The sequence below is a fragment of the Aurantimonas coralicida DSM 14790 genome, from assembly GCF_000421645.1.
In the GTDB taxonomy this organism is placed as follows: domain Bacteria; phylum Pseudomonadota; class Alphaproteobacteria; order Rhizobiales; family Rhizobiaceae; genus Aurantimonas; species Aurantimonas coralicida.
Genome location: NZ_ATXK01000002.1, coordinates 1 through 12,100 on the forward strand (window position 1 = coordinate 1; position 12,100 = coordinate 12,100).

Below are 12,100 nucleotides of genomic sequence, written 5' to 3' on the forward strand. Positions count from 1 at the left end.
CATGGTGATGTCGGGTCTGGCCTTCACCTTCTCGACGATGGCGAGCCGATGCGGCCCGAGCTTGCCAGATCCAGCAGGACGACCCTGTTTGGCCGGCTCCACGGAACCCGTGCGGGCGTAACGGGCCTGAACTCTCACCGCGGTCGATGGCGCAACCTGAAGCCGCGCCGCCGCCGCACGCCGCGTCTCGCCAGCCGCAACACCACGAACTATCCGAAGCCGCAAGTCCGATGAAACCGATCTTCCCATGGTGCGTATCCTCCCGCACGCAAGGAATCAGAATACGCGGCCAAGCGGAACCATCCGATTCACACTTATTACCGGACGCTCTAGACCGCCGCAACATGGGAACGCCACCGTCGCCTTCCACCCCCGGCGCGGCGCCGCGACACGGAGGCGTGTCTTCTGCCACCCCGGGAAGGTGTGGTCGCGAAAGCACAACCAGCGTTAAGCGATCATGAAGGCGGGACTGTTATTTGACAGGGCCGTGCCGGGACGACTTAGCTTTCGGCCATCCGATCCAGACGAGATGATCTTGACCCAGCGCCTGTCGTTCCGGCTTCGCCCGCTCGCATCCCTCAAGGCCGCGCTTGCCGCGCTCCTGGCGCTGACGCTCGTCGCCTGCCAGTCGACCGAGCTGACGACCGCCGGGCTCTTGCCCTATGCCCGGGTCGGCGCGGCCACGGCGTCGCCTGGCGTTGCGGAAGTGCGCGGGGAATCGACGCTGGTGCTCGACTTTGCCAGCGGGCGCACGCTCTACGAGGATGCGGCCGACGGCCTGCGTTATCCCGCCTCGCTCACCAAGATGATGACGCTGTATCTCCTGTTCGAGACGATCGAGGCCGGCCGGCTGTCGATGAGCAGCGAGTTGCGGGTCAGCGAGAACGCCGCGTCGCAGCCGCCCTCCAAGCTGGGCCTCAAGGCCGGCGAGACGATCCGGGTCGCCGACGCCGCCCAGGCGATCGCGGTGAAATCGGCCAATGACGTCGCCACGGTGATCGCGGAGAATCTCGGTGGCAGCGAGGCCAATTTCGCCAATGCCATGACCGCCAAGGCCCGCGCGCTCGGCATGAGCCGGACGCGCTTCGTCAATGCCTCCGGCCTGCCGGACGAGGGGCAGATCTCGACGGCCCGCGACATGGCGACCCTCGGCCGGGCCCTGCTGAACCGCTTTCCGGCCTATGCCTCGCTCTTCACCCGGACCGGCTTCGACTATAATGGCCGCCGCTACAACGCCACCAACAAGCTGCTCGGCAGCGTCGAGGGCGTCGATGGCCTGAAGACCGGCTATATCCGCGATGCCGGTTTCCACCTGGCCGCCACCGCCACCCGCCGCGGCCGGCGGATCATCGTCGTCGTAATGGGCGGCCGCACCGGGCGTGAGCGCAATGCCAAGGTCGAGGCGCTGATCGACCAGTATCTCGGCCCTGCATCCGGCACCATGGCCGGGCTGCCGGGTCTCTCCCTGACCCGCTAGCGGCGTCCGGCACTGTTGCGAACGGCGTCGACGGGCTTTTGGCCGGCGGATGCGGCGAGGGCGTTGTAGCCGTCGACGAAGCGGCGGTCGTTCCAGTTCTTCCAGCGCCAGACCCAGCGTCCTTCCAGCGACAGGCCCCATTTGTCGGCGACCGCCCGGCCGTCGGCAGTGGAGAGCAGCGTCAGCCAGTGTTTCTGGGGCCGGTAGGGTTGCAGCGCTTCGCCGTCGATCGCGCGGCGCAAATTCTCTGCCAGTACCGGGCCTTGCCTGACTGCGAAGACGCCGGCCTTGGGCCGCGGATCGGGCAGCGCGGCGATGTCGCCGGCCGCGAAGATCTCGGGATGCGAGAGCGATCGCAAGCAGGCATCCACCCGCACGAAGCCCTGTTCGTCCAAGGCAAGGCCCGTCTCCCGAAGCCAGGGCGCGGCGGCGCTGTTGGTGGCCCAGAGCAGCATGTCTGCCCCGACCGTACGGCCGTCGGCCGCCCGCACCGTGCCGTTCTCGAAGTCCGTGACGTCGAAGCCGGTCCGCAGGTCGATCCCCCGGCGCGCGAGCGTGGCGGCGATGCGGCGCTGGGTGCGCCGGCTGCGTTCGGGAAGAATTGTGTCGGCGCGACCGAGCAATCGGATCGCGACCTTCGCCGCGTTGCGTTCCCCGTTCTGCAGGCCGGCGCCCGACAGGCGCCGATGCAGCGCCAGGGCCAGTTCGACCCCGGCCGGTCCGGTGCCGATCACGGCGATGCGGACGGGGTCCGGGCTTGCGGCCAGCTCCGCCGACAGATTTTCCAGCCGTTCGACGAACCCGCCGATCGGCTTGACCGGAATGCCCGGCATTCCGGTGGGCCGGCTGGGCGCGGAACCGATGTCGATCGACAGGAGATCGTAGGCGAGCGGCGGCCGGCCGGCGATGCTCAGCGTCCGGGCGGCGGTGTCGAGGCCCGTCGCGTCGCCGGTCACCAGCGTCGCGCCGGCAAAGCGGGCGAGCCCGCCGGCGTCGATATGCAGGTCGGCATGGGTGTATTGCCCGGACACGAAGCCCGGCAGCATGCCGGAATAGGGCGTGGCGACGTCTCGCGTCACCAGCATCAGGTCGACATCGGGATGCGGCCGCTCGCCGAAGGCCTTCAGGACCGCGACATGGGAATGGCCGGCGCCCAGAAGCACCAGATGCTTGCGTCGGCCGCTGTGGGTCTCGGGCAGGGGCTTGGCTCCGTTCGCAAGGGCGGCAGCGCCGCCCGGTCCTGATCTGTCGCCAAGCATCCCCTTGGCCGCAGGGCAATCCCGCGACGATCACGAACACGCCAGCGCGCGGCCAATCCTGTGGTCCGGCGGCGCGCGATCGGGCGGGGCGGTAGACTGCCGGGGGCTCGCACGACTATGTCAGCATGACCGATGATGATGTCACGCGCCGCCGTGCGGGAATCGACCAAAAGGGGAAGACGACGATGGGTAACGAGGACAACACCGCCGCAGGCGCAACAGGCGGGTCGATGCGCGTCGCCGTGGTCGGCCTGGGATCGATGGGCATGGGCGCGGCGACCTCCTGCGTCGCGGCGGGCCTGACCACCTACGGCATCGACCCGCGCGACACCGCCTGCGAGGCCTTCGTCAAGGCTGGCGGAGCCGGTGCGGCCAGCGACGGGCGCGACTTCGCGGGCGACCTCGATGCCGTTATCCTGCTCACCGTCAACGCCGCCCAGTGCCGTGATGCGCTGTTCGGCGAGAAGGGCCTTGCCGCGCATCTGAAGGCGGGAACGCCGGTCATGGTCTCCGCCACGATCTCGGTCGCCGACGCCAAGGCCATCGCCGCCGAACTGGAGGCCGCCGGCCTGACCATGCTCGACGCGCCGGTCTCGGGCGGCGCCGCCAAGGCGGCGTCGGGCGAAATGACGGTCATGGCCGCCGGTCCGGCTGCCGTCTTCGACCAGCTCCAGCCGGTGCTCGATGCGGTGGCCGGCAAGGTTTACCGGATCTCCGAGAAGATCGGCGACGGCGCCACGGTGAAGATCATCCACCAGCTTCTGGCCGGCGTGCACATCGCCGCCGGCGCCGAGGCGATGGCCCTGGCCGCCAAGGCGAACATCCCGCTCGAGACGATGTACGACGTCGTCACCAACGCCGCCGGCAATTCCTGGATGTTCGAGAACCGGATGCGCCACGTGGTCGATGGCGACTACACGCCGACCTCGATGGTCGACATCTTCGTCAAGGATCTCGGCCTCGTCACCGAGACCGGCCTGGCGATGAAGTTCCCGCTGCCGCTGGCCACCACCGCCTATTCGATGTTCGCCACGGCTAGCAACGCCGGTTACGGCCAGTGGGACGACAGCGCGGTCATCAAGGTGTTCCCGGGCATCGACCTGCCGGATTCCGGCAAGCACTGACCGACGGGCAGGGCGGCACTCGGCGTGCCGCCCGTTCCCTGGCGCGGGGTCAGATCGGGAAGGTCAGGGAGATGGCGAGCCCGTCGCTGCCATCTACGTCGATCGTGCCGTTGAGCTTGCGCACGCAGCCCTCGACGATCCGCCAGCCGAGCGACTTGGAATTGCGCAGCACCGTCTCGGCATCGGCCAGACCCTCGCCGTCGTCGGCGATGCGCAGATGCAGCGTGCCGTCCGACTGATGCGCCTCGATGGTGACGCGCCCCTTGGTCTGGCCCGCCTGCATGGCGTGCTTGGTGACGTTGGTGACAAGCTCGTTGACGATGAGGGCGAGCTCGGTGGCCGTGTCGAAGGCGACCGGCACGGCATCGACCTTGCAGGTGATGGTGAGCTGGTGATCGCCCATCGCCGACGCCAGCCGGTCGGTCAGGCTTTCCAGATGCTGCTGCAGATCGACCTGGGTGACGTCTTCGGCCCGGTGCAGGAAATTGTGGGCGTTGGCGAAGGCCTGGATGCGGTTGGTCAGCACCGACAGCGCGTCCTGCGTCTCCTCGGTGGTGGCCTGTCGCGCCTGCATGATCGCCAGTGACTGGATGATGGCGAGGTTGTTCTTGGTGCGGTGATGCAGTTCGCGCAGCAGGAACTGCTGCTCGGCGAGCGAATCGCGCAGCGCACGGTTCTGCTCGGCCAGTTCCTCCATCGGCGAACCGTGGCTCGCCTCCACCAGCGCCGAGGCGGTGGCCACCGCCAGTTCCTCGGGCCGCTTGGTCGTTGCCAGCTGCAGGCCCAGCGTGATGACGGTGCCGCCCGACCCTGTCTTTAGGTCGAAATCGTCGACGAGCTTCTGCGAGCCGCTGAGGCCGAGGCCGAGGCCCGTATGGGACTGGTGGCGGCCGCGCAGCATGGTCTCGACCGCGGCGATGCCGCCGCCCTTGTCCTGCACCCGCGCCATCAGCCGCGTGATCTTGGCGCTGCGGTCGAAGGCGAATTCCGTCACGCCGCCCTTGGCATATTGCAGGGCGTTGCGGGAAATCTCGGACACGGCCGTGGCGAAGCGGATCTGGTCGCGGGCCGGCGCCCCGGCGACCTTGGCGATCAGCCGGGCGGTGCGGCGGGTATGCGAGACATCCGCATCCTGCTCGAGATTGATCGAGGTGACGACGGCTTTCATTGGCGGGCCCGCGCGATGACGACACCGCTGTCGTCGCTCCCGCGCCGGCGCCGCTTGTAGAGCGTTGCCGCGATGGTCAGGACGTCGCGGAAGAACAGGGCGGACGGTTCGGGGAAGCGCTCGCCGCCCTTCAGGCCGTCGGTGGTGAGGAGCAGCATGGCGCCCTTTCCCCATGCATGTTCGGTGACCCGGGGCCGGCGGGTCGAGGCGCCGACGATCCCGGGCGAGGAGGGGATACCGTGGCGGCTGCCATCGGCCGAGATGATCTCGCCCTTGACGTTGCCGAGGCCGAGGGCCCGCAGCCTGTCGCCGCCATGGGGCAGTTCGACGATCAGCGACGCCGCCCCGCGGCTGCCGGCCATGGCGTCGGCGACGAAGATCTCGGTGTCTTCCAGCGACTTGCCCTTGGCGGCGAGGAACGCGGCCAGGCCGGTCTCGGCGTCCTTGGCGGCGGTCGGCCCATGGCCGAGCACGTCCATCAGCATGATCATCGTGGCGCCGCCATCCTTGCGGATGCCGTAGATGTCGCCGCCGGCATCGAAGCCGGGCTTGGGCACGATCAGCCCGGCAGTTTCCATCGGCCCCCTGGCCGGGCGGCCGGTCTTGCCGATGCTGACCGTCAGGGTGGTGCCGCGGCTGTCGCTGTAGATGTCGAGGCCGTCCGACATGCGGGCGATGGCGCCCAGCCCGCTGCCGAGGCTGCGCTCGCCTTCCTCGGCCGTGGTGAAGCCGTCGGCCATGGCCGCCTCGACATTCGGCAGGCCCGGGCCGTCGTCGAGGGCGATGACATCCATGCCGGCCGTGGTCTTGCCCTGGTGCGGGCACAGGAGGATCTCGCCGCCGGTGGCATGGCGCAGGAGATTGGTGCCCGCTTCGGTGACCACCAGCGCCAGCCGGTCGCGATCGTCCTCGGCCAGGCCGATCGTCTCGGCTTCCTGCAGGGCTCGTCTGCGCGCGGCGCCGATCTGACTGGTTTCCAGGATCGGCAGTGAGATCATCGACACGCGCACTCCAATATGACGGTCGTGCCCGTATCGGGCGACGACGTGATCTTGAACCGGTCGACCAGGCGCCGCGCTCCGCTGAGGCCCAGGCCGAGGCCCTTGCCGGTGCTGAAGCCGTCTTTCAAAGCTTGATTGACGTCGGCGATGCCGGGCCCCCTGTCCGTGCACTCCGCAACGACGCGGCGCTGCGAGCCGTTCCCCACGATCTCGAAAGAGATTCTGCCGCCATGGCCGTAGACGATCGCATTGCGCGCGATCTCCGACACCGCGGTCACGAATTTCGTCCTCTTGATCGCGCTCGCGCCGATCGACGTCATCGCCTGCATCGCGGCCTGGCGCGCGTAGGCGACGTCGCTCGGGCGCGACAGCGTGACGGTCAGATCGCTCTCAGCCAAGAAACGGCGCCTAGTTCCGCTCGCCCAGGATCAGGTTGATCGCCCGATCGGCGTTCAGCGCCGTCTCGACGCCCTCGAGCGTCATGCCGAGCTCGACCAGCGTCATGGCGACCGCCGGGCGCATGCCGACGACGACGGTGCGGGCGTTCATCATCCGCGCCATCTGCGCCATGGCGCCCAGCATCCGGCCGGCAAAGGTGTCGACGATCTCCAGGCTGCCGATGTCGATGATCACGCCGACGGCGTTCTTGCGGGACACCTCCTCGACCAGCTGGTCCTGCAGGGCCAGGATGTCGTGATCGTCCAGGTCATCGCGGATCGCCACGATGACGCAGCCGGTGATCGTGACGATCGGGGTGGTTCCAACCGAGGCTTCCACCCGTCACTGCTCCTTGGGGGAGACGCCGATCCGCTCGAAGGCGTAGGCGAGTCCGCTCTGCAGATCGACCCGGGTGGTGATGTTCGGCAGTTCGACGCCGAGATTGACGACCGTCTGGGCGATCTTCGGGCGGATGCCGCAGATCACGCAATGGGCGCCCATCAGGCGGACGGCCGCGGCGGTCTTCAGCAGATGCTGGGCGACCAGCGTGTCGACGGTGGACACGCCCGTGATGTCGATGATCGCGACCTCGGCTTCCCACTGGACGATGGCGTCGAGGAGGTTTTCCATCACCGTCTGGGCGCGGAAGGAATCCAGCGTACCGATCAGTGGCACCGTGACGATGCGGTCCCAGATCTTGACCACCGGCGCCGAAACCTCGGTCATTTCCTCCCGCTGGCGCTCGATGACGGCTTCGCGCTTCGACACCAGCGACTCGATCGCCTGCAGCACGATCTGGTCGACCATGCGGGTGGTGTTCCACAGCTCCGCGCTCATCTGCTTCGGCTTCTCGGCCAGATCGGCGGCCAGATGGTCGAACAGCGGCTGCTTCAGGGAGGCAATGAACCAGCCCATCTCCGAGGGCGTCACGCCGCGCTGGGTGCGGCTCTCGGTGATCTCCTCGATCGCGTCGCGCACCGGGTCCCAGCCCGGATTGGCGAAGTCGAAGCTGGCGTCGGTGGCCGCCGTCTGGCTGGACCGGGCCAGCGCGGTCAGGAGGTCCCGGCTCTGACGCTCGGTCTCTTTCGCCGAGACCAGATCGGTCCGCTTGACGCCTTCCTTGGCCTGGGCCTTCATCCAGGCCGAGAGGATCTTCTCGAATTCGTCCTGCAGAAGAGACGCCGTCGTCGTCGTTTCGCTCGCCATTTCGTGCCTTGCCTGTCCTGATATGTCCCTGACCGTCTATGGCCCGTCGCGACGCCGCATGCAACGCGGCAGCCGGAAATGCAGCCGCAACAACCCTTTGGGCCGTCGGCGGACAGGTGGCAGGCAGGAGTTTTCGAGCTGTCGGGCAGGGATGCGACGGCGGTGCGCGGCGGGCGGGACCTGTCGGCCCCGCCCGCAATACACCCGATCGGCGTCAGACGGACTTGGTGGCGCCGCCGTCGCAGCGGATCACCGAGCCGGTGACGTAGCTGGCCTTGCCGGAAACGAGGAACGCCGCCACCGCGGCGAATTCCGACACGTCGCCATAGCGCTTGGCCGGAATGGCCAGCCGCGAGGCCTCACGCACGTCCTCCACGGCCTTGCCGGACTTGGAGGCATTGGCGTTGTCGAGTTCATCGACGCGCTCGGTGTGGATGCGGCCAGGCAGCAGCATGTTCACGCAGACGCCGTCGCCGGCAACCTCGTTCGACAGCGACTTCGACCAGCCCACCAGCGCCGAGCGTAGGGTGTTGGACAGGGCGAGGTTCGGGATCGGCTGGATGACGCCCGAGGAGGCGATGGTCAGGATCCGGCCCCAGCCTGCCTCGCGCATGCCCGGCAGCACGCGGTTGGTCAGGTCGATGACCCGCTGTACCATCATCTGGAACTGCTTCTCGAGCACGGCGACATCCATGCCGACGGCGCCGCCCGGAGGCGGGCCACCGGTGTTGTTGACCAGGATGTCGATGCCGCCGAGCTTGTCGAGCGCCGCCTGATGCAGCGTCTCGACGAAGCTCGCATCGGCGAGGTCGGCGGCGATGTAGTCGGCCTTGCCGGCGCCGCGGGCGTTGATCGCCTCGCAATTGGCCGCCAGCTTGTCGGCGCTGCGCCCGCACAGGAGGACGTTGGCGCCTTCGGCGGCCAGCGCCTCGGCGATGCCGAGGCCGAGGCCGCGCGAGGAGGCGAGGACGAGGGCGCGCTTGCCGTTGAGATCAAGATCCATGGCCGAGCCTTTCCAGTTTGATTTCGGTGCGTTTCATCAGCCGGTCGATATCGGTGTGATCGGCAGGTGAGAGTTTCGGTCCCGGCGCGCGCACGCGGGCCGAGGCGATGGCGCCGCGGCGACGCAGCACTTCCTTGCGGGCGGCGAGGCCGAAGACCAGCTGCTGCTCGTAGCGCAGGATCGGCAGATAGGCGTCGAACAGATCCTCGGCGCCGTCCACGTCGCCGGCATGGTGGCGACGCACCACCTCGACCAGCATTTCCGGATAGGCAAAGCCGGTCATCGCGCCGTCGGCGCCGCGCTGCAGCTCCTGCGGCAAATAGAGCCCGCCATTGCCGCACAGGATCGACATGCGCGGCGTGTCGGCGGTGCCGGACTTGGTGCGCACCGCGGTGATCTTGGCCAGACCCGGCGAATCCTCATGCTTGAGCATGACGATCTGCTTGTGGTTGCGGGTCAGGGTCAGGATCGTCGCCGAGGAGACCGGCACGCCGGTGGTCTGCGGGAAGTCCTGGAAGCAGATCGGCACGTCGGGGCCGAGCGCCTCGCAGACCTGTCCGAAATAATTGATGATCCGGTCCTCGACCGCCGGTCCCGGCGTCGGGGCGATCATCACGCCGGCCGCGCCCGCTTCCATGACGGAATCGACCGAGCGCTTCATGTTGTCGATGCCGGCACCCGAGGCGCCGACGATCACCGGGATGCGGCCGTCGATCCGGTCGAGCACGCGCTTGGCGAAGGTCCGGGATTCCTCGGGGGTGAGCTTGTTCGACTCACCCATGATCCCGAGGATCGTCATGCCGTTGACGCCGCTGTCGAGATAGAAGTCGACCAGCGTGTCGGTGCTGGCGAGATCGAGCGCGCCGTCGTCGGTGAAGGGCGTTGCGGCGATGATGAAGACGCCGCGACTGTCGCGGTCGATCATTGTGGCTGGCACGGCGATGATTCTCCCTGAATGCTGTCTGCGGCCGGCAGTCGAGACCTCGAAACCGGCCGGCGCGCGATTTCCCCCGACACGGCGTAGCCCCCTGCATGATTGTATGCAACCTGCGACAACGTCTCTCCGGTGCCCGGGAGGCGGGCCGGTAAGATCGTTGGGCGGCTGTCCATCCCGTGGCGCTGGCATGCCGGTTGCCATCGGTGCCGGACGCGGCGCATTCTCGCCGCGCAGGACTCGGGAGGGGTCCGGCTCGCCGGTTCTCAGGAGGAATAGTCCCGCATGCGCTTTCGTCACGACACGCTCTACGCGTCCCGTCGCTCGCCCGTCTTTGCCCGCAATATCGTCTCCACCTCGCAGCCGCTGGCCTCGCAGGCCGGCCTGTCGATGATCGCCAAGGGCGGCAATGCCGTCGACGCGGCGATCGCGGCGGCGGCCGTCCTGGTGCTGGTCGAACCCACCGGCAACGGCCTCGGCAGCGACGCCTTCGCCATCGTCTGGGACGGCAGCGAGCTGCATGGCCTCAACGCCTCGGGCCGCGCGCCGATGGCCTGGAGCCCGGAGCGCTTTGCCGGCAAGGCCGCCATGCCCCAGCGCGGCTGGGACAGTGCGACAGTGCCCGGCGCCGTCTCCGCCTGGCGCGACCTGTCGGAGCGCTTCGGCAAGCTGCCCTTCGCCGACCTGCTGGCGCCCGCCATCGCCTATGCCGAGGACGGCTTTCTGGTGTCGCCGATCATCGCCGAATTGTGGGCGCGGGGGGCCGACATCCTCTCGGCGCAGCCCGGTTTCGCCGAGCATTTCATGCCGGGTGGCGCGACGCCCGCCGCCGGCACGCTCTATCGCAGTGCCGATCTCGCCCGCTCGCTCCGCCTGATCGCCGAGACCCGGGGCGAGGCCTTCTATCGCGGCGAACTGGCCGCGCGCATCGCCGCCTTCGCCAGCGAGACCGGCGGCGCCATGACCGAGGCGGACCTTGCCGCCCACGAGAACGAATGGTGCGGCACCATCAGCCAGGATTTCGGCGGGGTCGATCTGCACGAGATCCCGCCGAACGGGCAGGGCATCGCGGCGCTGATGGCGCTGGGCATCCTCAAGCATCTCGGCCTCGAACGCTACGCGCCGGACAGTGCCGAGGCGCTGCATCTGCAGATCGAGGCGATGAAGCTCGCCTTTCGCGACATGTGGACCTTCGTCGCCGATCGCGAGCACATGCGCGAGGTCGAGGAGACGCATCTGCTCGATCCGGCCTATCTGGAACGCCGCGCCAGGCTGGTCGATCCGCAAAAGGCGCAGGACTTCAAGGCCGGCGCGCCGAAGCAGGGCGGCACCGTGTATCTGTCGGCCGCCGATGCCGACGGCATGATGATCTCCTTCATCCAGTCGAACTATGCCGGCTTCGGCTCGGGCGTCGTCGTGCCGGGCACCGGCATCAGCCTGCAGAATCGCGGCGCCGGCTTCTCGCTGGAAAAGGGCCATCCCAACGAGGTTGCCGGCGGCAAGCGGCCCTTCCACACCATCATTCCCGGCTTCCTGATGAAGGACGGCCAGCCGTTGATGAGCTTCGGCGTCATGGGCGGCCCGATCCAGGCGCAGGGCCATGTGCAGATGGTGCTGCGGACCCAGCTCTGGGGCCAGGATCCGCAGACCGCCGTCGACGCGCCGCGCTGGCGCATCGTCGAGGGACTGGACGTCGCGGTGGAGGCGGCGGCCGGCGACGGCGTGATCGCGCAGCTCGAGGCGATGGGCCACCGCATCAGCCGCGAGATGCCCGACACCTCCTATGGCTTCGGCGGGGCGCAGCTCGTCCACCGGGTCGAGGGCGGCTATGTCGCCGGCTCCGATCCGCGCAAGGACGGGCAGGCCGTCGGTTTCTGACCGTCCTGCTGAGAAGCCGGAGCGTCAGGGCGTGCGCGAGATGCCCGACTTGATGCGCCGCAGCGGGATCGAGGATTCGATCGACGCAACGCCGTCGATCTTGACGAGACGCTCGATCATCAGCGTCTCGAACTCCTTCAGCCCGGTCACGGCGATGCGCAGCAGATAATCGCGATTGCCGGTCATCAGCCAGCAATCGACGACCTCGGGAAAGCGCAGGATTGCGGCCTCGAAGCTGCGCAGCGCCACGTCGACCTGGCGGTCGAGCTTGACCGAGACGAAGATCGACAGGGCAAAGCCCAGCGCCACCTCGTCGATCAGCGCCGCATAGCCGGTGATCACCCCGCTCTCCTCGAGCTGGCGCAGCCGGCGGATGACCGGCGTCGCGCTGAGGCCGACCCGCTGGCTGAGATCGGCCGCCGACATCCGCCCGTCTACTCGCAAGGCGCGCAGGATGCGCAGGTCGATCTCGTCGATCTTGGGGGTATTCACCACGATCAGCCTCTCGAGAAGTGGAAAGCTGCTGTATCGCTACCCTCATGCGCTGCTCTTCGCAAGAAAGCGCTTCGCGCCCGGTGATAGCGTTCGCAGGGTCTCCGGCAGTCGCGGCCT

The 12,100-nt window shown here is 68.3% G+C and carries 13 protein-coding genes; 3 read left to right on the forward strand and 10 right to left on the reverse strand.

Annotated elements, in window-relative coordinates:
• Positions 1 to 249, reverse strand: a 249-nt coding sequence (locus H536_RS24265) for a helix-turn-helix domain-containing protein (protein WP_155898391.1), incomplete at its 3' end; no start/stop codon positions are given.
• A gap of 280 nt (positions 250 to 529) precedes the next feature.
• Between H536_RS24265 and H536_RS0104580 the strand changes: the two genes are divergently transcribed.
• On the forward strand, positions 530 to 1,477 hold the full coding sequence (locus H536_RS0104580) for a D-alanyl-D-alanine carboxypeptidase family protein (protein ID WP_035694612.1): 948 nt from the start codon (positions 530 to 532) through the stop codon (positions 1,475 to 1,477).
• Here H536_RS0104580 and H536_RS0104585 read toward each other — a convergent pair.
• Positions 1,474 to 2,736: an FAD-dependent oxidoreductase gene (locus H536_RS0104585; protein WP_024349348.1), complete on the reverse strand. Its 1,263-nt coding sequence runs from the start codon at positions 2,734 to 2,736 to the stop codon at positions 1,474 to 1,476. The two genes, H536_RS0104580 and H536_RS0104585, sit on opposite strands and share 4 nt — an antisense overlap.
• Before the next feature lie 185 nt (positions 2,737 to 2,921).
• On the opposite strand from H536_RS0104585, the gene ltnD reads away from it, so the two are divergent.
• On the forward strand, positions 2,922 to 3,860 hold the full coding sequence (ltnD, locus tag H536_RS0104590) for an L-threonate dehydrogenase (protein WP_051141535.1): 939 nt from the start codon (positions 2,922 to 2,924) through the stop codon (positions 3,858 to 3,860).
• Positions 3,861 to 3,909: 49 nt separating this feature from the next.
• On the opposite strand, the gene H536_RS0104595 is transcribed toward ltnD, so the two are convergent.
• From H536_RS0104595 to H536_RS0104625, 7 genes are all read right to left on the reverse strand, one after another.
• Positions 3,910 to 5,028 carry an ATP-binding protein gene (locus tag H536_RS0104595; protein ID WP_024349350.1) on the reverse strand — a complete coding sequence of 373 codons (1,119 nt, stop codon included), beginning with the start codon at positions 5,026 to 5,028 and terminating at the stop codon, positions 3,910 to 3,912.
• A complete protein-coding gene (locus H536_RS0104600) occupies positions 5,025 to 6,026 on the reverse strand; it encodes an ATP-binding protein (RefSeq protein WP_244495368.1) in 1,002 nt (333 codons plus the stop codon). Before H536_RS0104600 ends, H536_RS0104595 begins: the two co-directional genes overlap by 4 nt.
• Positions 6,023 to 6,427 (reverse strand): ATP-binding protein, encoded by a 405-nt coding sequence (locus H536_RS0104605; protein WP_024349352.1) that lies wholly within the window; start codon positions 6,425 to 6,427, stop codon positions 6,023 to 6,025. Before H536_RS0104605 ends, H536_RS0104600 begins: the two co-directional genes overlap by 4 nt.
• A gap of 10 nt (positions 6,428 to 6,437) precedes the next feature.
• Positions 6,438 to 6,806, reverse strand: coding sequence for an STAS domain-containing protein (locus tag H536_RS0104610; RefSeq protein WP_029702749.1), 369 nt, complete (start codon positions 6,804 to 6,806; stop codon positions 6,438 to 6,440).
• 3 nt (positions 6,807 to 6,809) lie between these two features.
• Entirely contained in the window at positions 6,810 to 7,673 is an 864-nt protein-coding gene (locus tag H536_RS0104615; RefSeq protein WP_029702750.1) for an STAS domain-containing protein, read from the reverse strand.
• 214 nt (positions 7,674 to 7,887) lie between these two features.
• Positions 7,888 to 8,676, reverse strand: coding sequence for an SDR family oxidoreductase (locus H536_RS0104620; RefSeq protein WP_024349353.1), 789 nt, complete (start codon positions 8,674 to 8,676; stop codon positions 7,888 to 7,890).
• The gene (locus H536_RS0104625) at positions 8,666 to 9,601 is read right to left on the reverse strand and encodes a dihydrodipicolinate synthase family protein (RefSeq protein WP_024349354.1); all 936 of its coding nucleotides are present in this window, start codon (positions 9,599 to 9,601) and stop codon (positions 8,666 to 8,668) included. The genes H536_RS0104620 and H536_RS0104625 overlap by 11 nt, the downstream gene beginning before the upstream one ends.
• Before the next feature lie 294 nt (positions 9,602 to 9,895).
• Here H536_RS0104625 and H536_RS0104630 point away from each other — a divergent pair, with 294 nt between their 5' ends.
• A complete protein-coding gene (locus tag H536_RS0104630; RefSeq protein ID WP_024349355.1) occupies positions 9,896 to 11,488 on the forward strand; it encodes a gamma-glutamyltransferase family protein in 1,593 nt (530 codons plus the stop codon).
• A gap of 24 nt (positions 11,489 to 11,512) precedes the next feature.
• Here the strand turns inward: H536_RS0104630 and H536_RS0104635 are convergent, their stop codons facing one another.
• Positions 11,513 to 11,983: an Lrp/AsnC family transcriptional regulator gene (locus H536_RS0104635; protein WP_009211195.1), complete on the reverse strand. Its 471-nt coding sequence runs from the start codon at positions 11,981 to 11,983 to the stop codon at positions 11,513 to 11,515.
• Positions 11,984 to 12,100: the final 117 nt, after the last annotated feature.